The sequence below is a fragment of the uncultured Methylobacterium sp. genome (assembly GCF_964244095.1).
Taxonomy (GTDB): domain Bacteria; phylum Pseudomonadota; class Alphaproteobacteria; order Rhizobiales; family Beijerinckiaceae; genus Methylobacterium.
Window position 1 is genome coordinate 1 of sequence record NZ_CAXTHR010000057.1, and the last position, 24,598, is coordinate 24,598.

At 72.5% G+C, this 24,598-nt stretch carries 21 protein-coding genes and 1 pseudogene; 9 read left to right on the forward strand and 13 right to left on the reverse strand.

Annotation, left to right across the window (positions count from 1 at the left end; genetic code table 11):
* Positions 1–254 precede the first annotated feature (254 nt).
* Together ACFE86_RS10905 and mtgA are read right to left on the reverse strand one after the other, a co-directional pair.
* Entirely contained in the window at positions 255–803 is a 549-nt protein-coding gene (locus tag ACFE86_RS10905) for a hypothetical protein (protein ID WP_375455354.1), read from the reverse strand.
* Between the two features lie 77 nt (positions 804–880).
* On the reverse strand, positions 881–1,579 hold the full coding sequence (gene mtgA, locus ACFE86_RS10910; RefSeq protein WP_375455373.1) for a monofunctional biosynthetic peptidoglycan transglycosylase: 699 nt from the start codon (positions 1,577–1,579) through the stop codon (positions 881–883).
* Positions 1,580–1,675: 96 nt separating this feature from the next.
* On the opposite strand from mtgA, the gene ACFE86_RS10915 reads away from it, so the two are divergent.
* Together ACFE86_RS10915 and leuB are read left to right on the forward strand one after the other, a co-directional pair.
* Positions 1,676–2,638 carry a polyprenyl synthetase family protein gene (locus tag ACFE86_RS10915; RefSeq protein ID WP_375455355.1) on the forward strand — a complete coding sequence of 321 codons (963 nt, stop codon included), beginning with the start codon at positions 1,676–1,678 and terminating at the stop codon, positions 2,636–2,638.
* A 45-nt stretch (positions 2,639–2,683) separates the two neighbouring features.
* The gene (gene leuB, locus ACFE86_RS10920; protein ID WP_375455356.1) at positions 2,684–3,793 is read left to right on the forward strand and encodes a 3-isopropylmalate dehydrogenase; all 1,110 of its coding nucleotides are present in this window, start codon (positions 2,684–2,686) and stop codon (positions 3,791–3,793) included.
* Between the two features lie 68 nt (positions 3,794–3,861).
* Here the strand turns inward: leuB and ACFE86_RS10925 are convergent, their stop codons facing one another.
* On the reverse strand, positions 3,862–4,266 hold the full coding sequence (locus tag ACFE86_RS10925; RefSeq protein ID WP_375455357.1) for a hypothetical protein: 405 nt from the start codon (positions 4,264–4,266) through the stop codon (positions 3,862–3,864).
* Between the two features lie 143 nt (positions 4,267–4,409).
* The gene (locus tag ACFE86_RS10930; RefSeq protein WP_375455358.1) at positions 4,410–5,273 is read right to left on the reverse strand and encodes a hypothetical protein; all 864 of its coding nucleotides are present in this window, start codon (positions 5,271–5,273) and stop codon (positions 4,410–4,412) included.
* A 314-nt stretch (positions 5,274–5,587) separates the two neighbouring features.
* Between ACFE86_RS10930 and ACFE86_RS10935 the strand changes: the two genes are divergently transcribed.
* The 7 genes from ACFE86_RS10935 (at position 5,588) to truB (ending at position 14,792) form a co-directional block, all read left to right on the forward strand.
* Positions 5,588–6,622: an aspartate-semialdehyde dehydrogenase gene (locus ACFE86_RS10935; RefSeq protein WP_375455359.1), complete on the forward strand. Its 1,035-nt coding sequence runs from the start codon at positions 5,588–5,590 to the stop codon at positions 6,620–6,622.
* 307 nt (positions 6,623–6,929) lie between these two features.
* Entirely contained in the window at positions 6,930–7,688 is a 759-nt protein-coding gene (gene rimP, locus ACFE86_RS10940) for a ribosome maturation factor RimP (protein ID WP_375455360.1), read from the forward strand.
* 63 nt (positions 7,689–7,751) lie between these two features.
* Positions 7,752–9,353 carry a transcription termination factor NusA gene (gene nusA / locus ACFE86_RS10945; RefSeq protein ID WP_375455361.1) on the forward strand — a complete coding sequence of 534 codons (1,602 nt, stop codon included), beginning with the start codon at positions 7,752–7,754 and terminating at the stop codon, positions 9,351–9,353.
* 17 nt (positions 9,354–9,370) lie between these two features.
* Positions 9,371–10,180, forward strand: coding sequence for an RNA-binding protein (locus ACFE86_RS10950; RefSeq protein WP_375455362.1), 810 nt, complete (start codon positions 9,371–9,373; stop codon positions 10,178–10,180).
* The gene (gene infB / locus ACFE86_RS10955) at positions 10,181–13,069 is read left to right on the forward strand and encodes a translation initiation factor IF-2 (RefSeq protein WP_375455363.1); all 2,889 of its coding nucleotides are present in this window, start codon (positions 10,181–10,183) and stop codon (positions 13,067–13,069) included.
* A 117-nt stretch (positions 13,070–13,186) separates the two neighbouring features.
* Positions 13,187–13,618, forward strand: a complete 432-nt coding sequence (rbfA, locus tag ACFE86_RS10960) for a 30S ribosome-binding factor RbfA (protein ID WP_375455364.1) — start codon at positions 13,187–13,189, stop codon at positions 13,616–13,618.
* 172 nt (positions 13,619–13,790) lie between these two features.
* Positions 13,791–14,792, forward strand: coding sequence for a tRNA pseudouridine(55) synthase TruB (gene truB, locus ACFE86_RS10965; RefSeq protein WP_375455374.1), 1,002 nt, complete (start codon positions 13,791–13,793; stop codon positions 14,790–14,792).
* A gap of 2 nt (positions 14,793–14,794) precedes the next feature.
* On the opposite strand, the gene ACFE86_RS10970 is transcribed toward truB, so the two are convergent.
* The 9 genes and pseudogenes from ACFE86_RS10970 to ACFE86_RS11010 form a co-directional block, all read right to left on the reverse strand.
* Positions 14,795–14,956, reverse strand: a complete 162-nt coding sequence (locus ACFE86_RS10970) for a hypothetical protein (protein WP_375455365.1) — start codon at positions 14,954–14,956, stop codon at positions 14,795–14,797.
* Positions 14,953–16,026, reverse strand: a complete 1,074-nt coding sequence (locus ACFE86_RS10975; RefSeq protein ID WP_375455366.1) for a phytoene/squalene synthase family protein — start codon at positions 16,024–16,026, stop codon at positions 14,953–14,955. The genes ACFE86_RS10970 and ACFE86_RS10975 overlap by 4 nt, the downstream gene beginning before the upstream one ends.
* Positions 16,007–17,533 (reverse strand): phytoene desaturase, encoded by a 1,527-nt coding sequence (locus ACFE86_RS10980; protein ID WP_375455367.1) that lies wholly within the window; start codon positions 17,531–17,533, stop codon positions 16,007–16,009. Before ACFE86_RS10980 ends, ACFE86_RS10975 begins: the two co-directional genes overlap by 20 nt.
* Before the next feature lie 83 nt (positions 17,534–17,616).
* Positions 17,617–18,537, reverse strand: coding sequence for an alpha/beta fold hydrolase BchO (gene bchO, locus ACFE86_RS10985; RefSeq protein ID WP_375455368.1), 921 nt, complete (start codon positions 18,535–18,537; stop codon positions 17,617–17,619).
* 111 nt (positions 18,538–18,648) lie between these two features.
* Positions 18,649–20,508 carry a magnesium chelatase subunit D gene (locus ACFE86_RS10990; protein ID WP_375455369.1) on the reverse strand — a complete coding sequence of 620 codons (1,860 nt, stop codon included), beginning with the start codon at positions 20,506–20,508 and terminating at the stop codon, positions 18,649–18,651.
* Entirely contained in the window at positions 20,505–21,515 is a 1,011-nt protein-coding gene (gene bchI, locus ACFE86_RS10995; RefSeq protein ID WP_375455370.1) for a magnesium chelatase ATPase subunit I, read from the reverse strand. The genes ACFE86_RS10990 and bchI overlap by 4 nt, the downstream gene beginning before the upstream one ends.
* A 417-nt stretch (positions 21,516–21,932) precedes the next feature.
* Positions 21,933–23,150: a 5-aminolevulinate synthase gene (gene hemA / locus ACFE86_RS11000; protein WP_375455371.1), complete on the reverse strand. Its 1,218-nt coding sequence runs from the start codon at positions 23,148–23,150 to the stop codon at positions 21,933–21,935.
* A 128-nt stretch (positions 23,151–23,278) separates the two neighbouring features.
* Positions 23,279–24,103 (reverse strand): putative photosynthetic complex assembly protein PuhE, encoded by an 825-nt coding sequence (puhE, locus tag ACFE86_RS11005; RefSeq protein WP_375455372.1) that lies wholly within the window; start codon positions 24,101–24,103, stop codon positions 23,279–23,281.
* A gap of 10 nt (positions 24,104–24,113) precedes the next feature.
* A pseudogene (locus ACFE86_RS11010) lies at positions 24,114–24,598 on the reverse strand (magnesium-protoporphyrin IX monomethyl ester (oxidative) cyclase); the annotation flags it as partial.

Sequence of the window (24,598 nt, forward strand, 5' to 3'; positions counted from 1 at the left end):
GTATCCACCTCGCTGGAAAATGCTCTAGTCCAAAATCTCCGACGATCCGGTGCCCGGATATCCCACGCGACGACGGTCCGAGCTTCGTCATCGGTCAGGATTCCGAGGGACACCGGGTCGCCATCGGGACGCATGCAAGGGCGGCCTGTTCAGAAGTCGCCAGGATGCGATCCGCTGTGCCGCCGCCGGGACGCTGCGGCGGCCTGCAGCAGCGCGTATTCCGATGTTTTCAGGCCGGAAGATTCCGTATTGAACTACTTCAGATCGAACAATCCCGGCGCGATGTCGGCATACCGCAGGAAGATCTGCAGCGCCGGCTGCATCGCGTGGTGCAGCCCGGCCTCCGGCACGGGCACGGCACCGTAGGGTTTTTCGGGATCGATGCACGGCACGTCGAGCGCGTCGCTCCACAGCACGGCAAGCTGCGGGATCAGGGCGAGGTGTGCGTCCGTCACGTCGAAGGTGATGTGCTCGGGCGTGGCGCCGTCGCCGTCGCGGAACACGTCGCCGGCCCGGCCCGGATCGAGCTTGGCCAGCGGGTTGTGGTACTGGTAGCGCCCCGGCCTCAGCGCCGCGTGGCGGACGAAGGCACCGAGCGCCGCGCCGACCGCCCGGTGCTCCGCCTCAGCGCCCTCGTCGTCGCCGGTGACGTTGGCGATGTCGCCGTCGCGGTCAGTGCTGCCGTAGGGCGCGTCCGGGTGGATCATCGGCGCGCCCAGCCCGTCCGCGTTCCAGCCGACGACGAGGCGGCGGATCAGGGCGATCCGCTCCAGGGTGATTTCCGTTCCGCCGTGCTCGGCCATGACCGTCGTATTCCCGCGTGGACGACGCGTCCTATCCCATCCCCGCACGCTGCGAACCCGGCCGCACCGCAAAAAGATCAGCCGCGCAGGCAGCCCATCAGCCCCTCGACCTGCCCCATCCGGGCCTGAATCCGTCCGGCCTGCGCCCGCACCCCGCGGGACGGCTTCCCGGCGCTGCGAAGGATCGGGTTCGGCAAGGTGGCAGCCAGCAGCGCCGCCTCGCCGCGGGTGAGGTCGCTTGCGTCCTTGCCGAACCAGTGCCGGGCCGCGCCCTGCGCCCCGTAGATCCCGTCGCCCCACTCGGCGACGTTGAGGTAGACCTCGATCATCCGCCGCTTGCCCCAGAGCGCATCCACGAGGAACGCGAGCGGGATCTCCAGCCCCTTCCGGACGACGGAGCGGCCCGGCCACAGGAACACGTTCTTCACCGTCTGCATCGCGATGGTGGAGGCGCCGCGGCTCGGGCCGTCCTCGTCCTCGACCACGTCCCTGAGGGCGCCGAGGTCGACGCCGCCGTGCAGGCAGAATCGCTGGTCCTCCGCGGCGATCACCGCCTGGACGAGGGCCGGCGCGATGCCCGCGAGCGGCACCGCCGCGCGGGCGACGGGCTGGCCCGTCAACCATCGCCCGAGCATCAGGGTTGAGGGCGGCGTCACCGCGCGATAGACGAGCGCCAGCGTGAGCAGGAGGACGAGCCCGATGGCCGGGACGAGCAGGACCAGCCCGACGAGCCTGCCGATGCGCCGCGGTCGCCGCGGGCGTCCGAGCGATTTCAGGTCTCGCGCCTCGGTGCTCTGCGCGTCGCGATCGGCTGCCGCCTTGTCATCCTCCGCCCGCACAGCGCCGCGTCCCCATCCCGTCAAGGCCCCCCGATGACCTCAACGCAGGCTCACCCCGCTCCGGTCAAGGTGCAAGGCACGGACGACGACTTTTCCCGCAAGCTCGCCCGCGTGGCCGAGGCGACCGAGACCTTCCTGGTCGAGCGCCTCGGCCCCGAGGCCGGCCCCGGCGAGATCGCCCGGCCCCCGCGTCTGATGGCGGCGATGCGCCACGCGGTGCTCGGCGGGGGCAAGCGCCTGCGCCCGTTCCTGGCGGTCGAGACCGCGCGGATGCTCGGCGGCGCCGAGGCCGGGGCGCTCGCCGCCGGCGCCGGCGTCGAACTCGTGCACTGCTACTCGCTGGTCCACGACGACATGCCGGCGATGGACGACGACGCCATGCGCCGCGGCAAGCCCACCGTGCACAAGGCCTACGACGAGGCGACCGCGATCCTCGTCGGCGACGCGCTCCAGACGCTCGCCTTCGAGATCCTCGCCGACCCGACGTGGCAGCCGGACGCGTCGGTCCGCGCCGACCTCGTGCTCGGGCTGGCCCGCGCCTCGGGGCTGGGCGGCATGGTCGGCGGCCAGCTCCTCGACCTCGCGGCGGAGGGGCGCTTCGGCCCGGTCCAGCTCGGCGTGGACGACACGCTCCGGCTCCAGGCGATGAAGACCGGCGCGATCCTCGCCTTCTCGGTGGAGGCCGGGGCGCTCGTCGGCGGGGCAACGAAGGACGAGCGCGCCGCGCTGCTGCGCTACGGCCTCGCGCTCGGCCAGGCGTTCCAGATCGCCGACGACATCCTGGACCGCGAGGCTTCTCCGGAGGCGATGGGCAAGGCCACCGGCAAGGACAAGGGCGCCGGCAAGGCGACGCTCGTCGACCGCCTCGGCCTCGACGGCGCGCGGGCCGAGTGCGACCGGCTGGTCGGCGTGTGCGAGGACGCGGTGTCGCGCTGGGGCGAGCGCGCCCGGACGCTGTGCGAGGCGGCGCGGTTCACGGTGGCCCGGAAGGTCTGAGGCGGTTACATCCGGAGCCTCCCGTCCCCGAAGAGGCGAAACGCCATGGCCACCTACAAGCTCCTGCTCCTGCCCGGCGACGGGATCGGCCCCGAGGTGATGGCCGGCGTCGAGACGGTGCTCGGCGCGCTCGCCGAGACCGGTCTGGCGCGGTTCGAGACCGAGACCGACCGCGTCGGCGGCGCGGCGATCGACGCGCACGGCACCCCGCTCTCGGACGCGACGCTGGCCAGGGCGGAGGCCGCCGACGCGATCCTGCTCGGCGCTGTCGGCGGCCCGAAATGGAACGGCGTCGCCTACGACATCCGCCCCGAGGCCGGCCTGCTGCGCCTGCGCAAGGAACTCGGGCTGTTCGCCAACCTGCGCCCGGCGATCTGCCACCCGGCTCTCGCCGACGCCTCGGCGCTCAAGCGCGAGCTGGTCGAGGGCCTCGACATCATCATCGTGCGCGAACTCACCGGCGGCGTGTATTTCGGCGCGCCCAAGGAGATCACGACGCTTCCTGACGGCGCGAAGCGCGCGGTGGACACCCAGGTCTACACCACCGGGGAGATCGAGCGGATCGCCCACGTCGCATTCGATCTCGCCAGGAAGCGGTCCGGCCGGGTGGCGTCGGCCGAGAAGCATAACGTGATGAAGTCCGGCGTCTTGTGGAAGGAGGTCGTCACCCGGGTCCACGCGCAGCATTACGCCGACGTGGAACTCGAGCACGTGCTCGCCGACAACTGCGCGATGCAGCTCGTGCGGCGGCCCAAGCAGTTCGACGTGCTGGTGACCGACAACCTGTTCGGCGACATCCTCTCGGACGTGGCTGCGATGCTGACCGGCTCGCTGGGGATGCTGCCCTCGGCCTCGCTCGGCGCGCTCGACGGCCGCGGCACCCGCAAGGCGCTCTACGAGCCGGTCCACGGCTCGGCTCCCGACATCGCCGGCCGGGACGCGGCCAACCCGATCGCGATGATCGGCTCGCTGGCCATGTGCCTGCGCTACTCGTTCGGGCTGGGCGAGGCCGCCGACCTCGTCGAGAGCGCGGTGACCGCGACGCTGGCGGGCGGCGCGCGCACCGCCGACATCGCGAGCCCGGGCACCGAGGCGGTCGGCACAGGTGCGATGGCCGGGCTGATCGCAGCGGATCTGCGGGCCCGCGCCGCCTGAGCGGACATGAAAAAGGGCGCGCGGCCTTCGCCGCGCGCCCCGGTCGGGAAGCCCCGGTCCGAACCGTCTCAGTACGGGTTGCCGTAGCGCGCGACGTAGGAGGTCGGGTCGATGGCGTCGATGGCCGAGAAGTCGACGTTGCGGATCGCGCTCGACCGGGCGCCGATGAACGGGCCGTTGGTGATCGGATCGGGCAGGATGCCGCCGCCGAAGCGGTCATTGCGGCCGTAGACCGGGTTGAGCTGGTTCGACTGCGCGATGAGCACCGGGTTGGTCGCCGGGTTGCTCACCGAGCCGGCGCCGGGCTCGACCACGTTGCCGGCATCGAGCCAGCTCCGCGGGCGGATGCGGATCGGCAGCGGGCGGCTGACGCGGTAGCCCGGGCCGAACCCGTCCTGGGCCTGGGCCGGCACGGCGAGGCCGAGGCTGGAGACGGCGAGGGCGCCCAGCAGGGCGATCTTGATCGAGCGCATGAGGCACCTTGGTTGAATGCGGGGCCGAGTGTGGCAGCGGGAGATTAAGAATCCCGTGCCTGTCGGCGGGTAGACGCCCGAGCGCGGCCGCGGTTCCGGGGGAAACCGCCGCGCTTGCGTCTTTTGCCGCATTGTCGCCTCAATCAGTCGTGCACTGTTTTTCCCCGCGCCGGTCTGCGGCGCGCGCCGATCGAGCCGGTCCGGCCCTCGGCCTCGCCGCCCGAGAGTGCCCGGATCGGATCGCAGGCGGGATCGCGCCGGTGCTCGGCCTCGGCGAACACCGCGTTCGTCGCCGGGTCGGCGGGCGCGTCGAGCGTCAGGGCGTCGAGGGTGCAGGCGAGCGCGCGCGGCTCCGGCGGCCGGCCGAGGGGCGCGCAGAGCCAGCCGTCGATCCGCACCGGCCGGGCCTCGACGGTGGCAAAGCCCGTGCAGACCCGGCGCAGCGGCCCGGCGAGCGTGATCTCCAGGGTCTCGACCGCGCCGAACTTGGTCGCGATCCGGCCCCGCGCGGCCGTGCGGACCACCGACAGGCTCATCCCCTCCGCCGCGCGGCGGGCGAGCGTCACGAACAGGCTCGGTGCCGGCTCTGCGGCGTCGCGCGTCAGGGTGAGGCGCAGGTGCGTTGCCTCGATCGCCGAGAAGTCGCCGCGCGCGAGCGTCTCCGGGCGGCGCACCGGCTCGACCCGGACGGGATCGCCCGCCCCGTCATCGCCCCCCGTGCCGAGGCGCAGGCGACCGTTCGGGGCAAGCGGGACCGCGGGGGGCGCGGCCGGCATCGTCGCAGGCACGAAGGCGATCCCGAGCTCGGCCCGGGTCACGGAGGCCGTCACCGACGGCACCGGGGCGGATGACACCGGCGGGTGCGTGCGGATCGTCTCGCGGGCCAACAGGCTGAGGATGCCGATCACCACCGCCGAGCCGACGACGCGACCGGTGAGCGCGAGCAACGGCAGCCGCGGCAGCTTCGGCGCGGGATCGGCGTTGGAATGGGTATCGTCCCTGGCCATCGGATGCGGTCGCGCCACGGGGAAACGCCCCCGAACTCGCCCGCATCGTCGTCCCGCCGCACCTCCCATCCGGTTATCAGTGAGGTGCTCCGTTGCGGCGTTTCTCGCTGCGCGGTGAATCGAACCTTATCCGCCCTGCGGAGCGCGGGAGGCACGGTCCGGCCGGCCTTGACAGGCGCCGGGCGCCGGCGCCTTGCTCCGGCCTTCCGGAAGCCCCACCTCGCGCGATCGCGGGGCGGACGTATCATGGCCGGACGCGTCGGGCCGGCGGAGCGCGGGCGCCCGGAAAACGCCGGACAAGCGGAGTTTTGGAGATGGGTTACAAGGTCGCCATCGTCGGCGCCACGGGCAACGTGGGCCGCGAGATGCTGGACATTTTGGCCGAGCGGGCGTTTCCCGCCGACGAGGTCGTGGCTTTGGCCTCGCGCCGCAGCCAGGGCCAGGAGGTCTCCTTCGGCGACCGGATCCTCAAGGTCAAAGCCCTCGACACCTACGACTTCTCCGACACCGACCTCTGCCTGATGTCGGCCGGCGGCGAGACCTCTAAGGAGTGGTCGCCCCGCATCGGCGCGCAGGGCTGCGTCGTGATCGATAACTCGTCGGCGTTCCGCTACGATTCGGACGTGCCGCTGATCGTGCCCGAGGTGAATGCCGACGCGGTCGTGGGCTTCTCGAAGCGCAACATCATCGCCAACCCGAACTGCTCGACGGCGCAACTCGTGGTGGCGCTCAAGCCGCTGCACGACGCGGCGACGATCAAGCGCGTGGTGATCTCGACCTACCAGTCGGTGTCGGGCGCGGGCAAGGAGGCGATGGACGAACTGTTCAACCAGACCCGCGCCGTCTTCACGGCGGGCGAGGTGAAGGCGGGCAAGTTCACCAAGCGCATCGCCTTCAACGTCATCCCGCACATCGACGTGTTCATGGAGGACGGCTACACCAAGGAGGAGTGGAAGCTGGTCGCCGAGACCAAGAAGATGCTCGACCCGAAGATCAGGCTCACCGCCACCGCCGTGCGCGTGCCGGTGTTCATCGGCCACGCGGAAGCCGTCAACGTCGAGTTCGAGCGCCCGATCAGCCCTGAGGAGGCGACCGCCATCCTGCGCTCCGCGCCGGGCATCCTGGTGATCGACAAGCGCGAGGACGGCGGCTACATGACCCCGCACGAGGCCGCTGGCGAGGACGCGACCTACGTCTCGCGCATCCGCGAGGACGCGACGGTGGAGAACGGCCTGAACTTCTGGTGCGTCTCGGACAACCTGCGCAAGGGCGCGGCGCTGAACACGGTCCAGATCGCCGAACTCCTGATCAACCGCAAGCTGCTCGGCCGGGCTAAGCGCGCGGCCTGAGCCCGCGGTCGGGGTTCGCTCGGGACGAGGACGCCGCCCTCTCGTCGGGAGGCGTCTTTCCTGTGCGTCGGCGGCTGAGCGGCCCTCGCCCGACGCTTTCGCCCGCGCACCGAAGGCTCTCCCTCGCACGAACGTACTTGAACTCCGGACGTTTGCCCGCTACATCGGCGATCAACAGTTCTGGTTGCAGTCGCAAGGCTGCGGTTCGGGAGTGGGCCCCACCGGGTCCGCTCTTTTTTATTGCCGCAAGCCCTGTCGCGCCGCCCGCCGGAACGCCGCACCAGCGAGTCCGACCCTGAGCGCAGTCATGTCCGAGCCTTCGTCCGAGCCGTCCGAAAAACGCCTGGTCCGCGAGACCGGGGTGGCCGCGCGCGTGGTGCAGGCGATCGACGGGCCGATCGAGGGCCTGGGCTTCCGGCTGGTGCGGGTGAAGGTGTCGAGCGCCAACGGCTGCACCGTGCAGATCATGGTCGAGCGGCCGGACGGCACCCTGTCGATCGACGAATGCGAGACGGTGAGCCGGGCGATCTCGCCGATCCTGGACCTCGACGACCCGGTCGGCATCGCCTACTACCTGGAAATCTCATCCCCCGGCATCGACCGCCCGCTGGTGCGGGTCTCGGACTTCGCCCGCTGGGCCGGCTACGAGGCTAAGATCGAGCTTGCCGTGCCGCTCGACGGCCGCAAGCGCTTCCGCGGCATCATCGGCACGCCCGACGCGGACGGGCTCAGCGTTCCGCTCGACCTGCCCGACGTGAAGGAGGGGCTGCCGAGCCGGGTCTGCGTGCCCCTGCGCGACCTCGCCGAGGCGCATCTCGTGCTCACCGACGACCTGGTGCGCGAATCGCTCCGCCGCGGCGGCGGCCCGCCCCGGGACATCGACGCCGAGGAGGACGACGCGGAGGCGGCGCCCGCCCCGCCCCCTGCGCCGTTCCCGAAACGGCAGAAGGCCGGGGCCAAGCCCAAGCTCGCCAAGCCCGTGAAGGCGAAGCAGGCCTCGGATGCGCCGAAAAAGCCGGTGACCACCAAGGCGGCCCGGCTCAAGCACCGCGACGCGCTTCACTGACCGTTGCGGCGGCTCCCCGCGCCGGGAAGCCCCGCCGGCAATTCGACAGAAGGACCGACACCGATGGCCGTCGTCAGCGCCAACAGGCTCGAACTCCTCCAGATCGCCGACGCGGTCGCCCGCGAGAAGGTGATCGACCGCTCCATCGTCATCGATGCGATGGAGGAGGCCATCGCCAAGGCGGCGCGCTCGCGCTACGGCGCCGAGACCGACGTGCATGCCGAGATCGACAACAAGACCGGGGCGCTGCGGCTCTCGCGCCACCTGCTGGTGGTCGATCTCGTCGAGAACGACGCCCGCGAGATCACGCTGGATCAGGCGCGGCGCTACAACCCCGGCGCGCTCGTCGGCGACGTGATCTCCGACACCCTGCCGCCGTTCGATTTCGGGCGCGTGGCGGCGCAATCGGCCAAGCAGGTGATCGTGCAGAAGGTGCGCGACGCCGAGCGTGATCGCCAGTTCGACGAGTACAAGGACCGCATCGGCGACATCGTCAACGGCCTGGTCAAGCGCGTGGAGTACGGCAACGTCATCGTCGATCTCGGCCGCGGCGAGGGCATCGTGCGGCGCGACGAGATGATCCCGCGCGAGACCTTCCGCCCCGGCGACCGCATCCGCTCCTACCTGTTCGACGTGCGCCGGGAAGTGCGCGGGCCGCAGATCTTCCTCTCGCGCTCGCACCCGCAATTCATGGCAAAACTCTTCGGGCAGGAGGTGCCGGAGATCTACGACGGCATCGTCGAGGTGAAGGCGGTCGCCCGCGATCCGGGCTCGCGCGCCAAGATCGCGGTGATCTCGCGCGATGGCTCGATCGACCCGGTCGGCGCCTGCGTCGGCATGCGCGGCTCCCGCGTCCAGGCGGTGGTGGGCGAACTCCAGGGCGAGAAGATCGACATCATCCCGTGGTCGGAGGACCAGGCGACTTTCATCGTCAACGCGCTCCAGCCGGCCGAGGTGGTCAAGGTGGTGCTCGACGAGGAGGCCGACCGCATCGAGGTGGTGGTGCCCGACGACCAGCTCTCGCTCGCCATCGGGCGGCGCGGCCAGAACGTGCGGCTCGCCTCCCAGCTCACCGGCTGGGACATCGACATCCTGACCGAGGCCGAGGAATCTGAGCGGCGGCAGAAGGAGTTCGCCGAGCGGACGCAGGTGTTCATGGAGGCGCTCGACGTCGACGAGACGGTGGGCCAGCTGCTCGCCGCGGAAGGCTTCCGCAACGTCGAGGAGATCGCCTACGTCGACATCCAGGAACTGTCCGGCATCCAGGGCCTCGACGAGGAGACCGGCGCCGAGATCCAGGCGCGCGCCCAGGACCACCTCGCCCGGATCGAGGGCGAGCACGACGCCCGCCGGACCGAGCTCGGCGTGCAGGACGAACTGCGCGAGATCGAGGGCCTGACCACGCCGATGCTGGTGGCGCTCGGCGAGAACGCCGTGAAGACGATTGAGGATCTGGCCGGCTGCGCCACCGACGACCTCGTCGGCTACACGGAAGGCCGCGGCCCCGAGGCGACGCGCCATGCCGGCTACCTCGACGGCTTCGAGGTCTCCCGCACCGAGGCCGAGGGCATGATCATGGCAGCCCGCCTGCATGCCGGCTGGATCGAGGCCCTGCCCGAGCCGGAAGCGGCCGAGGGCGAGGCCGAGCCGGCCGAGGCGAACTGAGGCGGCCGGGCCCGGCGATGAATCCGGCCCCGCGACCGGTCGCCGACGCCGGTGCCGAGGGCCTCGCCCTCGATGCCGGGCCCAATCGCGGCCGCCAGGGCTCGCTGCGCACCTGCATCGTGACCCGCCTCGCACAGGCGCCGGACGCGATGATCCGCTTCGTGCTCGGGCCGGACGGCGCGGTGGTGCCGGACCTGCGCGCCCGGCTTCCGGGCCGCGGCGCCTGGGTAAGCGCGCGCCGCGAGGATGTCGCGGCCGCCGTGAAGAAGCGGGCCTTCAACCGGGCGTTCAGGACGCAGGACGCCACGGCGCCGGCCGACCTGCCCGACCGGATCGCCGCGGCGCTTCGGGCCGACCTGCGGCAGGCGATCGCGCTGGCCAACAAGGCCGGCTGCCTCGTCGCCGGCTTCGCCAAGGTCGAGGCGGCGATCGGCGCGCCGCCCGGGGTCGCTGCCGTGATCCACGCCTCGGATGCGAGCCCGGACGGGCGGCGCAAGCTCGCCGCGGCATTGTACCGGCGGCACGGCGATGCCATATCGCGTGTACCGATCGTCGACGACCTGTCCGAAGACGAATTGGACATGGCCTTGGGTCGGGATCATGTGATACACGCTGCCCTCGTCGCAGGAGTCGGGGCCGCCGGCTGCCTGGCGCGTTGGCGTCGGCTGCGCTCCTTCGAGGGCGTCGCCGCGGCGATCGAGGAGCGTGGACCCGCCGGACACGGCGGGGACGGCCCCCCTCTGCACGACGATGCCGTGACGGATCAGGCCGGCGCTCCGCGGGTTGCCGGTTCACGCGACGATGGAAACCCTCAGGGTTCAGGCTGAATGAGCGACACGAACAATCCGGGCGACAAGACTCTGAGCAAGACTCCTGCGAAGCCGCTCTCCCTGAAGCGTCCGATCGAGCAGGGGACCGTGCGCCAGAGCTTCTCCCACGGCCGCTCCAAGCAGGTCGTGGTCGAGACGGTGAAGCGCCGTGTCATCGGCGCGGCGCCTGCGCCCGTCGCCCCCGTGGTGGCGCCCGTGCGGGTCGCACCGCCGCCGGCTGCGCCGAGACCCGCTCAACGCTCGGCTTCCGGCGTCGTGCTGCGCACGCTGAGCGAGCAGGAAAGCGCCGCCCGGGCGGCTGCACTGGCCGACGCGCAGCGCCGCGAGCAGGAAGCCCGCCGCCAGTCCGAAGTGGAAGCCGAGGCGCGTCGCGCCCAGGCCGCCGCCGAGGAGCGCGAGCGCGAGGTCGCCGCCGCCGCCAAGCGCGCCGAGGAGGCGCGCCGCCAGGAGGACGAGAAGCGGCGCGTGGCCGAGGCCGCTGCGGCCCTCGCCGCGGCCGCGACGCCGAGCCCGGCCGTGGAACCCGCTCCCGCGCCGGCTGCCGCCGCGCCGACGGAAGCCGGGGCCGCGCCGAACGCGGTGGCGGCGCCGGCCGCTGCCAAGCCCGTACCCGCCCCGCGCCTCGCTGCCGCTGCGCCTGCGGCTCCGCAGGCTGCCCGTCCCGCTCCATCGCCCGTGCGTCCGGCCGCCACGGCCCGGCCGCCGCTGACCGCGCGCCCGACGCCGGCCGAACCGCGCAAGACCATCACCGCGGACGTGCGCAAGCCGCAGAACCTGAACTTCATGGCCAAGCCTGCTCCGGCGCCCGAGCCGGAGAAGAGCGCGAGCCCGACGACCGCCGCGCGCCCCGCCGGCACGGCCGCGCGCCCGGCCGGCCGGCCGGCGGCGAACGAGGACGAGAGCGAGACCAAGCGCGTCATCCGCCGTCCCGGCATGCCGCTCAAGATCATCACGCCGCCCAAGACCCCGAAGCAGCCCGGCGGCGACCGCAGCCGCGGCCGCCTCACCATCGCCACCGCCACCTCGGGCGAGGACGAGCGCACCCGCTCGATCGCCTCCTTCCGCCGCCGCCAGCAGCGCATGAGCGGCAGCCGGCAGGTCGAGCAGAAGGAGAAGCTGTCGCGCGAGGTGACGATCCCGGAGACGATCACGATCCAGGAACTCGCCAACCGCATGTCGGAGCGGGCGGTCGACGTGATCCGCCTGCTGATGAAGCAGGGCGAGATCCACAAGATCACCGACGTGATCGATTCGGATGCGGCGCAGATCATCGCCGAGGAGATGGGCCACACCGTGCGCCGCGTCGCCGAATCGGACGTGGAGGAGGGCCTGACCTCGGACGAGCCGGATCTCGACGAGGATCTCGATCCGCGTCCCCCCGTCGTCACGATCATGGGCCATGTCGATCACGGCAAGACGTCTCTGCTCGACGCGATCCGCAAGGAGCATGTGGTGGATGGCGAGGCCGGCGGCATCACCCAGCACATCGGCGCCTATCAGGTCGCGTCGCCGTCCGGCGACATGATCACCTTCATCGACACCCCCGGCCACGCCGCCTTCACCTCGATGCGCGCGCGCGGCGCCAAGGTGACGGACATCGTCGTGCTCGTGGTGGCGGCCGACGACGGCGTGATGCCCCAGACCATCGAGGCGATCCAGCACGCCAAGGCCGCGGGCGTGCCCCTGATCGTGGCGATCAACAAGATCGACAAGCCCGAGGCGAAGCCGCAGCGGGTGCGCACCGAACTGCTCCAGCACGACATCCAGGTCGAGTCGATGGGCGGCGAGACCCTGGAATTCGAGGTTTCGGCCAAGACCGGCGACGGTCTGCCCGAACTGCTCGAAGGCCTGCAGCTCCAGGCCGAGATCATGGCGCTGCGCGCCAACGAGAAGCGCGACGGCGAGGGCACGGTGATCGAGGCCAAGCTCGACCGCGGCCGCGGCCCGGTGGCGACCGTGCTGGTGCAGCGCGGCACGCTGTTCACCGGCGACATCGTGGTCGCCGGCGCCGAGTGGGGCCGGGTGCGCGCGCTCATCGACGACCAGGGCGAGAACATCCAGTACGCCGGGCCTTCCGTCCCCGTCGAGGTGCTCGGCTTCAACGGCACGCCGGATGCCGGCGACCGCGTCGTCGTCGTGCCGAACGAGGCCCGCGCCCGCGAGGTCACGGAGTACCGTGCCCGCACGAAGCGCGAGCGCCAGAACGCGCGCACGGGCGGCGCCAACCGCTCGCTCGTCGACATGATGCGCGACCTCAAGGAGGGTGCCGGCCGCAAGGAACTGCCGGTTCTGATCAAGGGCGACGTGCAGGGCTCGGTCGAGGCGATCTCCGGCGCGCTCGAAAAGCTCGGCAACGACGAGGTCTCGGCCCGCATCCTGCTCGCGGGCGTGGGCGGCATCACCGAGTCCGACGTGACGCTGGCCACCGCCTCGAAGGCGGTGGTGATCGGCTTCAACGTCCGCGCCCACAAGGAGGCGCGGGAGCTTGCCGAGCGCAACGACGTCGAGATCCGCTACTACAACATCATCTACGACCTCGTGGACGACATCAAAGCCACGCTGTCGGGGATGCTGCCGCCGACCCTGCGCGAGGAGCGCCTGGGCGAGGCGTTCATCCAGGAGATCTTCGAGGTCTCGAAGGTCGGCAAGGTCGCCGGCTGCCGCGTCTCGGACGGCGTCGTCGAGCGCGGCGCCCATGTCCGCCTGATCCGCGACAGCGTGGTGATCCACGAGGGCAAGCTGAAGACGCTCAAGCGGTTCAAGGACGACGCCAAGGAGGTCACGTCCGGCCAGGATTGTGGCATGGCGTTCGAGAACTTCGAGACCATGCGCGCGGGCGACATCATCGAGTGCTACCGGGTCGAGGAGATCCGCCGCACGCTCTGATCTTGAACGATCAGGCATCGACACGGCGGCCGCGGCTCCTGCCGCGGCCGTCTTTTTTCGTATTCCCGTCCCGCTCCGCCCGCCCGCCGGACGGCCTCGCGCCGGACCGAAGAGACCATGGCCCAGAAACCAAACCCGACCGGCCCGTCGCAGCGCCAGCAGCGCGTGGCCGAACTCATCCGCCACGCGCTCGCCGAGGTGCTGCAGCGCGGCGACATCCAGGACCCGGTGCTCGGCACCCACGTGGTGACGGTGCCCGAAGTGCGGATGTCGCCCGACCTCAAGCTCGCCACCGCCTACGTGATGCCGCTCGGCGGCATGGACGAAGCTCCGGTGATCGCGGCGCTGGAGCGCAACCGCAAGGCGCTCCGCCAGGAGGTCGCGCGCCGAGTGAACCTGAAATACGCCCCCGAACTGCGCTTCCGCCGCGACGAAACCTTCGACGAGGCCGCGCGGATCGACCAACTCCTGCGCAACGAGCGCGTCCAGCGCGACCTCGACGCGGCCCCGCCGTCCGACGACGAGCCGGAGGGCGGGCCGGGTCGTTGAGGCGCGGGCCAGGAACCCGTCCCCCGCCGATCGCCTTCACTCGGATCGTCGGCGTCGCAGTCGAGACGGTGCCGCGCTTGTCCGCCGCACCGATGCCAGTCACAAACCCGTGTCGACCGAGGTTTCCATGAACGACGTCCCGACCTCCGAGCATCCGGCTCCCGTGCCCGAGATGCCACAAGCCGGCGCGGCGCACGTCGATGAGCGCCGGGGCCGGGACGCGCCCCGGCCGCCCCACGGCGGTCCGCGGCCCGACCGGCCGAAGAAGCGCGACGTCTCCGGCTGGGTCATCCTCGACAAGGGCGTCGGCATGACCTCGACGCACGCGGTGGCCGTGGTGAAGCGCGCCTTCAACGCGAAGAAGGCGGGGCATGCCGGCACCCTCGATCCGCTGGCCTCGGGCATCCTGCCGATCGCGCTCGGCGAGGCCACGAAGACCGTCCCGTTCGTGATGGACGGGCGCAAAGCCTACCGGTTCACCGTGGCCTGGGGCATCGAGACCGACACCGACGACGCCGAGGGGCGCCCGGTCGCGACGAGCGACGTGCGCCCGACCCGCGCGGCCGTCGAGGCGGCGCTGCCGGCCTTCGTCGGCGCGATCGAGCAGGTGCCGCCGCGCTACTCCGCGATCAAGATCCAGGGCGAGCGCGCCTACGACCTCGCCCGCGACGGCGAGGTCGTCGAACTGGTGGCGCGTCCCGTGCGGATCGACCGCCTCGCGGTGGTCGAGCACGCGCCCGACCGCACGGTGATCGAGGCCGAGTGCGGCAAGGGCACCTACGTGCGCGCGCTGGCCCGCGACCTCGGGCGCGTGCTCGGCTGCTTCGGCCACGTCTCGGCGCTCCGCCGCACCCGCGTCGGCCCGTTCGCGGAAGCCGATGCCTGCGACGTCGCGGGCCTCGATGCCGCCGGCCCGGAGGGCAGCGTCGCCCATCTCCAGCCGGTCGAGACGGCGCTCGACGCGATCTCCTCGGTCTCGATCTCGCGGGACATGGCGCTGCGCCTGATGCGCGGCCAGCCGGTGATCCTGCGCGGCCGCGACGCGCCGATCGAGGGCAAGATCTTCGCGACCTGCGGCGGCATCCTCGTCGCGGTGGGCGACGTCGAGCGCGGCGAACTCGTGCCGCACCGGGTGTTCCACCTCGGCGGCACGGCGGCCGGCCGCGCCTCCTGACGCTACTCCGAGGCCGGGCGCACAGCCCGGCGCTCCGCTTCGGCGGCCGCGGCGCGGTCCCGGCGGATGCCGCGCCTGAGCACCACGAGCTGCCAGATCGCCAGCCCGAGGCCGAGGCCGAAGACCAGCCCGATGTCGAAGACGGCGAAGAGCGGGTCGGTCACGCCGCCTCGCGGCCGATCGCCTCCCGCTCGCGCAGGGTCTCGATGATGTCGAGCACCTGCACGATCTGGCCGGGAATGTCCCACCACGCCGAGCCGACGCGCACGCGCCCCGGCACTGCCTCGATCAGGTAGCGCGTCTCCGGCAGGCTCGGGGCGCCGCGCTCCGCGTCCGCGGGCAGCGGCAGCGCCGCGCGGGCGAGGAGCCACGCTTTGCGCCGGCCGGAGACGCGGGCGCGCCGCGTCACGCTGTCGAAGCCGTTGCCCGCGATCGCCCGCCCGATCTCGGCATAGATCAGCCGCGCGGCGCGGATCGCGGGACGGCAGGCCGGCGGCAGGCCGCCGATCCCGGCGCCGGAGCGGGCGTAGAGCACGTCGGCGGCCGCGAGCAGCCGTGCGACCACGGCGCGGAGCGCGTCCGTCATCACCGGATCGGCCAGGAACCCGTCCGCGTCGATGCCGGCCTCGGCGAGCCAGTCCAGCGGCAGGTAGAGCCGGCCGGCGCGGGCGTCCTCGCCCACGTCGCGGGCGATGTTGGTGAGTTGCATCGCCACGCCGAGGTCGCAGGCCCGCGCCAGCACGTCGGCGTCGCGCACGCCCATGATCAGCGTCATCGTCGCGCCGACGGAGGCCGCGACGCGGGCGGCGTAGGCGCAGAGCTCACTGAGCGTCGCGTAGCGCCGGCCCGCGGCGTCCCAGGCCAGCCCCTCGATCAGCGCCGCCGGCAGGGCCTGCGGGATGGCGTGACCGGCGACGATGTCGGCGAGCGCCCGGTCGGCGGCATGGTCGGCGGGGCAGCCGGCATGAATCCGCGCGAGCCTCGCATCGAGCCGGGCGACCGCGCCCACGGAGGCGCCGGCCTCGTCGACCATGTCGTCGGAGAGACGGCAGAACGCGTAGAGCCCGTAGGCCGCCTGCCGGACCTTCGCAGGCAGCAAGTGCGAGGCCGCGTAGAAGCTGCGCGAACCCGTTCGGATCGCCGCGCGGCAAGCGGCATGGTCGGCGGCGGACGCATGGGGCGTACCGGCCGGGGCCGTGCGCCCTCGGGACGATTCAAGCGAAGACGCGGGCATCCGGCACCACCGTATCGAGGACCCTGGCCGTGGAGAGCACGCCGGGGAGGCCGGCGCCGGGATGGGTGCCCGCACCGACCAGGAAGAGGTTGCGCACGTCCTCGGACGCGTTGTGCGGCCGGAACCACGCCGATTGCGTCAGCACCGGCTCGAGCCCAAAGCCCGACCCGCGGAAACTCAGGAAGTCGTCGGCAAAATCCTGCGGCGTCGTCACCTTCGAGGTGACGATCGCGTCCGACAGGCCCGGCAGCACGCTGGCTTCGAGCGCGGCCTCGATCCGCCGGCGATAGGGTTCGGCGAGCGCCGCCCAGTCCTGCCCGCCGGCGAGGTTCGGCACCGGCGAGAGCACGTAGAAGGCATCGCATCCCGGGGGCGCCAGCATCGGGTCGGTCTCGGTCGGCCGGTGGAGATACAGCGAGAAGTCCTCGGCGAGATGCTTCCTGCGGAAGATGTCGTCGATCAGCGCGCGGTAGCGCGGCCCCATCAGGATGGTGTGGTGGGCGACCTCCGGGTATTTCCGCTTCGTCCCGAAGTACCAGACGAACAGGCCCATCGAGGAATGGGATTTCTCGACCTTGCGGTCGGTCCAGCGGCGGCGTGCGGAGGCGGGCAGAAGCTTGCGGTAGGTGTGGGCGGAATCGGCGTTCGAGACGACGATATCGGCCAGAATCGTCTCGCCGCCTTCGAGCCGCACGCCGGTCGCGGTCCCGGCCTCGACCAGGATTTCGGCCACGTCCGCCCCGCAGCGCAAGCTGCCCCCCTGCCCCGCGATCAGGTCGACGAGGCCGTCGACGAGGCGGCCGGTGCCGCCCATGGCGAAGTGGACGCCCCAGCGCCGCTCGAGATGGGCGATCAGGCAGTAGATCGCGCTCGCCCGGAACGGGCTGCCGCCGATGAGCAGGGGGTGGAAGCTGAAGATCGTGCGCAGCCGTTCGTCGCGGATGTATTTGGCGACCACGTCGTAGACGCTGCGGTGGCCGCCGAGCCGCAGCAGGTCGGGGGCGATCCGCAGCATGTCGCGGATGGAGCCGAAGGGGACGTGGCCGAGTTCCTCGAAGCCGACGCGGAAGATCGCCGCGCTGCGCGCCATGAACCGCTCGTAGCCGGCGACATCGCCGGGTGAGAACTTCGCGACCTCGTCCCGCATCGCCGCGACGTCGCCGCTGTAGTCGAAGGTGGCGCCGTCGTCGAAGCGGATGCGGTAGTAGGGCCGCATCGGCACCAGCGTGACGTCGTCCTCCATGCGGCGGCCGCACAAAGCCCAGAGTTCCTCGAACAGGAACGGCGCGGTGACGATGGTCGGGCCGGCATCGAACGTGAAGCCGTCCTGGCGGTGCACGCGCGCCCGCCCGCCCGGCCGGTCGAGCCGTTCCAGCACGGTGACGCGGTAGCCGCGCACGCCGAGGCGGATCGCGGCGGCCAAGCCGCCGAAGCCGCTGCCGATCACGACGGCGTGGGGCCGGCGATCCGTCTGGGCTCGAACTTTTGACGCTTCGAGTGTCAACATAAGGTGACAGTAGGATCGGAAGCCGTCCGCAGGCAAGAGGCTTTTCGAGGGGCTTTGCAAACGGCTTCCTGCGCGGATCGGGCTCAGGCCGCGGGCCCTCCGGCCGGCGCGATGCCGAGCGTATCCGCCTCCGACAGGATCGCCGCCGCGACGCGCTCCGGCGCCTCCTCGTGGGCGAGGTGGCCGAGGCTGCGCAGCAGCGCGACGCGGGCGTCGGGCAGGCGGTCGCGCACCGCGAAGGCGGTGTCCGGGGCGATCGCCTTGTCGTCGGAGCCGACGACCAGCAGCGTCCGAACGGACAGCCGCGGCAGGTCGCGGTCCAGCGCGTCGAGGTTCCAGTTCGCCATCATGCCGAGCGCGCCGGCGACGTGCGCGGGTTTGCGGAACAGGCGCCGGTAGAGGTCGAGCCCGGCCGGGTCGAGGCGCGAGCCGGTGCCCTGGATCAGCCGCTGCACCGCGGCGCGGTCCGCCGTCCACGCGAAGATCTTCGGCGTCACGGGATTGAGGAACAGCATCCGCGCCATGCTCGGGAAGAGCACCGAAGCCAACCCCGGGAACGGCTTCAGGGCGCCGTTCAGCGCGACCAGGAGCCTCGGCGCGAGGCGCCCGTCGAGGCACATCCGCGCGAGGACGGCCGCGCCCGCCGAATGCCCGGCCGCCACCGCCGGCACCACGCCGAGATGCGCCGTCAGGTCGGCGAGCGCCGCCGCCATCCCGGGCAGCGACAGGCGGCCCGCGGGCAGCGGATCGGTGAAGCCGTGGCCGGGCAGGTCCGGCGCGACGACGCGGAACCGCTCCGCGAGCAGCGGCATCAGCCCGCGCCAGGAATGCGTGGCAGCCCCGGTCCCGTGGACGAGGAGCAGCACGGGCGCGCCCTCCGGCCCCATCGCCTGCACGTGCCAGCGCAGGCCGGACGCCTCGACGAAGCGGCTCGCGTCGCGGTGCGGCCAGTCGCGGCCCTCGCGCTCCCAGGCCGGGCGGTCCTCGGGCATCGGTGTCGTCATACCTTGCAACGCCTGATCCCTTGCAACGCCTGCGTCGGCGATGGCACCCCGTTCCGAACCCTATCCCGCTGCCCCTCCGAGACCTCGGCTCCGGCGCGCAGGCCCCGAACATCAGGCCGCCGCGGCCCGCACCGCGGCGCTGAGCGTGCCGGCATCGGCCTGCGGCAGGGGCAGGTAGCGGGCGCCCATCGCCGCGGCCAGCGCCCGGGCCGAATCCTGCGGCCGCGGCGCGGTGTCGATCAGGATCGCGGAGAACCCCGCGCCGCGAAACCGCCGCGCGGCGGCGAGCGCGTCCTCCGCCGCCTGCTTCCGGCCCGGCGCGCCCGTGCGGTCGATGTTGGCGCGCCCGTCGGTGAGCAGCACGACGACCGGGGTGCCGCCGCCGCGGCGGACGCTCACGGCGACCTCGCCCGCCGCGTCGAGCCCGGCGGCGAGCGGCGTGCCACCCCCGCCCGGCAGGCCGGCGAGCCCGCGCTTGGCCCGCACGAGCGAGCGCGTCGGCGGCAGCACGAGCTCGGCCGCCCTGCCCCGGAAGGCCACGAGCGCCACCCGGTCGCGCCGGACATACGCTTCGGCCAGCAGCAGCTCGACGGCGCCCTTCGCCTCGGCCAGCCGTTCGAGCGCCGCCGAGCCGGAGGCGTCGACCGCAAAGACCGTCGTGCTCTCGGTGCGCTGGCGATAGCGGGTGATCCGGACATCCTCCGGCCGCACGATGATTTTCTGGGATGCTTGCGTCGCGCCCGGCTCGGCGCGTCTCAGCCCCTGCCACGGTGCGGCGGCGCGGAGCGTCGCGAGCAGCGCGAGGCGCCCGCGCCGCGGGTCGCCGGCCCGCGCGCCGATCGGCCGGCCCTGGCGCGAGGCCGCCGCCGCCGCGCCGGCCTTTCCCGCCTTGCCGCCCCGTGGCGGATCGCCCGCGGCCAGCGCCGCCAGCAGGCCGGGCGGGATCGCGGCCAGCGCCGCCGCGAGCACGACCTCGTCGAGCTCCTGCGCATCGGTCGTCTGCGGGTCGGCACCGTCCTCGCCTCCGGGGGCATCCGGCGTCGGCGGCGCCTCGTCCTCCGGCGGCGCCTCTGCCGGCGGCTCCGCCGCGTCGCCGGGCTGCTCGGCGACGGGCATCCGCGTCGCCCGCGGGCCGAGCACCAGCCGCGCCGCCGCGACGATGTCGGCCTCGGTGAGGGCCGTCCGCCCGTCGCACGCGGCGATCAGCCGTGCGACGCGCAGCGCCAGCAGCGGCCCGCGGAGCGAGGCCACGCCCAGCGCCTCGGCCGTCGCGCACAGCGCGGCGATGGCCTCGTCGTCGAGGGCCGTCCCGGCCGTGTCGCCGCGCAGGAACGCGGCGTCGCCGGGTGACGACGGGACGACGGCGGCGCGGTCTCCGAGCGCCTCGCCCCGCGCCTCCGGTCCATCTTCCCGCGGTAAAGAAAGGGACTCGCCGGACGTTCGGCCGAGGTCGCTGAGGCACAGGGTTCTGAGGTCGAGGTCGAAGGCCAGGCGTTCGGTGAGCGCGGCCGGCGGCGCCTCGTCGTCGAGCCCCTCGTCGAGCAGCACCAGCCCCACCCGCGTCGGCCGGCTCTCGGCGAAGCCGTCGCGCGCGACCGCGACGCGGCCGGTGTCGAGCGCCGCCGCGAGGCGGGCCGCGGTGCCGGACGAGAGGCGCTCGGCCATCGGCACGAGGACGAGCCCGCCATCGGCTTCCGTGAGCAGGCCCGCCTGCGCCACAGGCCGCCCGGCGGCCAGGGTCGCGGCGAGGTCGAGGCCGCCGAGCAGGCGGTCGTCGGCGATGCCGGGCGGGCAGCGCCGCACGGGCGTGCCGGGCGCGAGACCGCGGGTGAGATGGCCGAGCCACGCGTCGCGCACCGGCCCGGCGCCGGCCCGCAGGCGCACGCCGACGCAGCCGTGCGGGTCCCGCGCCAGGAGCCCTGCGACCCGCACCGCATCGGCCCAGAGCGCGGCGCCGGCCTCCGGCGTCACGCCAGGACCTCGGCGACCGCCCGCGCCACGCGCGCCGTGGAGCCGGCCTCGTCCAGCGGGTTCCGGCGCAGGCGATGGCGGAGCGCCGCCGGCGCGATCCGGCGGACATGGTCGATCGCGACCGCGTCCGCACCGTCGAGGGCCGCCAGCGCGCGGGCGGTGCGCATCAGGGTGAGCTCGCCGCGCAACCCGTCGGTGCCGAGGGCGAGGCAGAGCTTCGCGCAGGCCTCCAGCACCGGGTCGGGCATCGCGACCGCCGGCAGGCGCTCGCGGGCGAGCGTGATCTGCTCGGCCTGAGCCTGCTCGGCCCCGGCGTAGCCGGCGCAGAAGCCTGCCGGGTCGCGCTCGTAGGCGTCGCGGCGGCGGACCACGTCGATGCGGGTCGCGATGTCGGTGGGCGTGGCCACCTCGACGGCGAGCCCGAACCGGTCGAGGAGCTGCGGCCGCAGCTCGCCCTCCTCCGGGTTGCCGCTGCCGACGAGCACGAAGCGCGCCGGGTGGCGGATGCTCAGGCCCTCGCGCTCGACGGTGTTGACGCCCGAAGCGGCCACGTCGAGCAGCAGGTCGACGAGGTGGTCCTCCAGCAGGTTGACCTCGTCGATGTAGAGGAAGCCGCGGTTGGCGCGCGCCAGCAGCCCCGGCTCGAACGCCTTCTCGCCGAGCGCCAGCGCCCGCTGCAGGTCGAGGGCGCCGACCACCCGGTCCTCGGTGGCGCCGAGCGGCAGGTCGACCACGGGGACGGGCACGAGCGCGGCCTTGCGCTCCCCGCCCCCGGCGCAGTGCGGGCAGGCCCCGGCGGGCGCCGCCGGATCGCAGGCATAGGGGCAGCCGATCACGGCGCGCATCCGCGGCAGCAGGCCGGCGAGCGCCCGGATCGCCGTGGACTTGCCGGTGCCGCGGTCGCCGAACACCAGCACGCCGCCGACCGCGGGATCGACCGCCGCGATCAGCAGGGCCTGGCGCATCTCGTCCTGGGCGACGATGGCCGAGAAGGGGAAGGTGTTCACGCGTGCGGGACTCGACGGCTCATGGGGCTTGGCAGGTTCCGCCCATCCGCGCCCCCAGGATGAGGCCGGCGGTGGAGGATCGGTCAGGATGCGAGCGTAGGGTCGGTCTTCGGGGCGCGCAAACCTGGGCCACGGCGCCTTCTCCCGGTCGTGGGTCCGTGGATGCACATATCGCTCGACGCGATCCGGGCAGGGTTCGGGTCCCCACGCCCTTAGCGGGAGAGGGACAGGGTGAGGGATGAGAACGATCCGGAGAGGTCACGCCCCTCACCCCAACCCTCTCCCCTGGGAGAGGGGGTCGCTCGGCGCTTCGCCCGATCCACGCAGCACCCCTGGCAAGATGTGTAGATCCGCAACCCTCTGAGGGACAGGGCGGCCCGCGTAGCGGATCGATAGGGGGCGGGCGATCGCCGAGGGTTATTCCGCCGCCGCCCGCTCCAGTCCGATCCGTCCCCAGATCGCCGCGAGCGCGCCCACGAGATGGTCGATGTCGGCATCGCTGTGCAGCGGTGACGGGGTAATGCGCAGGCGCTCCGTGCCCCGCGCCACGGTCGGATAGTTGATCGGCTGCACGTAGATGCCGAACTCGTCGAGCAGGGTGTCGGAGATCGCCTTGCACAGCACCGGATCGCAGACCATCACCGGCACGATGTGGCTGTCGTTGGGCAGGTAGGGGATGCCGGCGGCGTCGAGTTTCTCGCGCACGCGCCGCACCCGCTCCTGGTGCCGGGCGCGCTCGACGCCGCTCCGCTTGAGGTAGCGGATGCTGGCCGCGGCGCCCGCGGCCACGGCCGGCGGCAGCGAGGTGGTGAAGATGAAGCCGGAGGCGAAGCTGCGCACGAAGTCGCAGAGCTTCGCGCTCGCGGTGATGTAGCCGCCGTGCACGCCGAACGCCTTGCCGAGCGTGCCCTCGATCACGTCGAGCCGGTGGGCGACGCCCTCGCGCTCGGACACGCCGCCGCCGCGCGCGCCGTAGAGGCCGACCGCGTGGACCTCGTCGAGGTAGGTGAGCGCGCCGTGGGCCTCGGCCACGTCGCAGATCTCACTGATCGGCGCGATGTCCCCGTCCATCGAGTAGATCGATTCGAACGCCACGAGCTTCGGTTTTGCCGGGTCCAGCATCCGCAGCTTGCGGTTCAGGTCCTCCGGGTCGTTGTGGCGGAAGATGTGGCGCTCGGCGCGGCTCGCGCGGATGCCCTCGATCATCGAGGCGTGGTTTTCCGAATCCGAGAGCACGACGCAGCCGGGGATGCGGCCGGCGAGCGTGCCGAGCGCCGCCCAGTTCGAGACGTAGCCGGAGGTGAACAGCAGCGCCGCCTCCTTGGCGTGCAGGTCGGCGAGTTCCGCCTCGAGCAGCACATGGTGGTGGTTGGTGCCGGAGATGTTGCGGGTGCCCCCGGCCCCGGCGCCGCACCGGTCCAGCGTCGCGTGCATCGCACACAGCACGTCGGGGTGCTGGCCCATGCCGAGATAGTCGTTCGAGCACCACACCGTTACGGGCCGCGCCCCGTCCGGCCGGTGGTGGGTCGCGTGCGGGAAGCGCCCGGCTTGGCGTTCGAGGTCCGTGAAGACGCGGTAGCGGCCCTCGCGATGGAGGTTGTTCAGCTCGGCACCGAAGAACGCTTCGTAATCCATCGCTCGTCTCCCCGTCCTCGTCTCGACATGCGCGGGTTCTCCCGCGTCCTGAGCCATCCCGGTTCGCTCGCGCGCACCGCCTTCGCCCCGATTCCCATACGGTCGTCGTCGCTCCGCGCGACGCGGCCCTAGGCCGCGTCGCGCCGGCCGTCCTCGGCCGGTCGCTGTTCCTGGACAAGGCTGGCCGCCGCGACGGTCTTCGACGGAAGGCTCCAGTTCCAGAGCGCCGCCGCGGGCAGCGGCAGCATCAGGAACCAGTGCTCCAGGGTGGCGAGCGCCATCAGCGTGGTGAGGATGGTGAAGCCCACCATCTCATGGCTGCCGACCTCCTGCGCGAGCGCCGTCCGCCCCAGCAGCGCGACGATCACCGTGGCGAGGCTCACCGAGACCGGGAACAGCAGGTTCATCGGCCGCTTGGTCAGGTAGCAGCCGAGGTAGGCGAGGTGATCGGGCAGGAACTCGGCGTTGAGGTTGCGCACGCCCAGGAACATGTTCAGCCGGGCGCTGAGGTTCATCCCCCAGAACACGAGGTAGGTCCACAGCGCGAATTTCTGCGGCGCGTTCCAGGTGAGCGCGAGGATGGCCAGCGCGCCCAGCACGATCGCCCCCTCGTGCCACAGGCTGGTCGCCGCCGCCGCGCGGAACTTCTCGACGCCCCGCGCGCCCGGCCGGCAGGCCTGCGGGCGTGGGCCGGTGACGAAGCCCATGTAGTAGCTCATCTCCTGCCAGCCCCAGACCAGCAGCGCGCCGGTGAAGGCGGTGTAGGCCCCGGTCTCGGTGGCGTCGCCCGCGCTCGCACCGATCGCGGCGAGCGCAGCCAGCAGCACCGCGGTACCGCCAGCCATGCTCCACCGGAACGTCCGCTGCGGCAGGTGGTCGAGCAGGATGATCACGCCGGTGGAGAACCACCAGAGCGCCACCGCGTAGAGGGCCGGTACCGCGTAGGGCGACATCGGCGACCCGCTACCAGACCGGCTCGAGCCGGATTTCGGCCGGCATCGGGTTGTCGAGGGTCGGCAGCGCGTAGAGCCGGGCGAAGGTGAGGGCTGCCCGCGCGACCTGGGTCCCGTGCTTCAGCTTACCGAGGATTCCGCCCTGCGCGCGCGCCTCGGCGATCTTCACGGAGCAGTCGAGCAGGGTGTCGAGCCGCTGCTTGAACTTCGGGTTGTCGAGGTCGAGGGTCAGCGGGAAGGTCTGCTTCGAGATCTCGGAGGTGATGTGGAACACCGTGAAGTCGTACTCGGACGGATCGACGCCGAGCGCGGCGTGGAAGGCCGGGCGGCAATGGTCGCGGACGTACATCGTCGCGAACACGGCGAGCAGGAAGAACTTGATCCAGTAGCGGTTCACCCCTTGGGTCAGCTTCGGGTTGGCGCGCATCAGCAGCGCGAACGCCTCGCCGTGGCGGAACTCGTCGTTGCACCACTTCTCGAACCACTTGAAGATCG

Excerpts from the sequence above, each read along its gene's own strand:
- ACFE86_RS10905 (WP_375455354.1), bottom strand. The coding sequence starts at position 803 with ATGGCCGAGCACGGCGGAACGGAAATCACCCTGGAGCGGATCGCCCTG.
- ACFE86_RS10915 (WP_375455355.1), top strand. The coding sequence starts at position 1,676 with ATGACCTCAACGCAGGCTCACCCCGCTCCGGTCAAGGTGCAAGGCACG.
- leuB (WP_375455356.1), top strand. The coding sequence starts at position 2,684 with ATGGCCACCTACAAGCTCCTGCTCCTGCCCGGCGACGGGATCGGCCCC.
- ACFE86_RS10925 (WP_375455357.1), bottom strand. The coding sequence starts at position 4,266 with ATGCGCTCGATCAAGATCGCCCTGCTGGGCGCCCTCGCCGTCTCCAGC.
- ACFE86_RS10930 (WP_375455358.1), bottom strand. The coding sequence starts at position 5,273 with ATGGCCAGGGACGATACCCATTCCAACGCCGATCCCGCGCCGAAGCTG.
- ACFE86_RS10935 (WP_375455359.1), top strand. The coding sequence starts at position 5,588 with ATGGGTTACAAGGTCGCCATCGTCGGCGCCACGGGCAACGTGGGCCGC.
- rimP (WP_375455360.1), top strand. The coding sequence starts at position 6,930 with ATGTCCGAGCCTTCGTCCGAGCCGTCCGAAAAACGCCTGGTCCGCGAG.
- nusA (WP_375455361.1), top strand. The coding sequence starts at position 7,752 with ATGGCCGTCGTCAGCGCCAACAGGCTCGAACTCCTCCAGATCGCCGAC.
- ACFE86_RS10950 (WP_375455362.1), top strand. The coding sequence starts at position 9,371 with ATGAATCCGGCCCCGCGACCGGTCGCCGACGCCGGTGCCGAGGGCCTC.
- infB (WP_375455363.1), top strand. The coding sequence starts at position 10,181 with ATGAGCGACACGAACAATCCGGGCGACAAGACTCTGAGCAAGACTCCT.
- rbfA (WP_375455364.1), top strand. The coding sequence starts at position 13,187 with ATGGCCCAGAAACCAAACCCGACCGGCCCGTCGCAGCGCCAGCAGCGC.
- truB (WP_375455374.1), top strand. The coding sequence starts at position 13,791 with ATGCCACAAGCCGGCGCGGCGCACGTCGATGAGCGCCGGGGCCGGGAC.
- ACFE86_RS10975 (WP_375455366.1), bottom strand. The coding sequence starts at position 16,026 with ATGCCCGCGTCTTCGCTTGAATCGTCCCGAGGGCGCACGGCCCCGGCC.
- ACFE86_RS10980 (WP_375455367.1), bottom strand. The coding sequence starts at position 17,533 with ATGTTGACACTCGAAGCGTCAAAAGTTCGAGCCCAGACGGATCGCCGG.
- bchO (WP_375455368.1), bottom strand. The coding sequence starts at position 18,537 with ATGACGACACCGATGCCCGAGGACCGCCCGGCCTGGGAGCGCGAGGGC.
- hemA (WP_375455371.1), bottom strand. The coding sequence starts at position 23,150 with ATGGATTACGAAGCGTTCTTCGGTGCCGAGCTGAACAACCTCCATCGC.
- puhE (WP_375455372.1), bottom strand. The coding sequence starts at position 24,103 with ATGTCGCCCTACGCGGTACCGGCCCTCTACGCGGTGGCGCTCTGGTGG.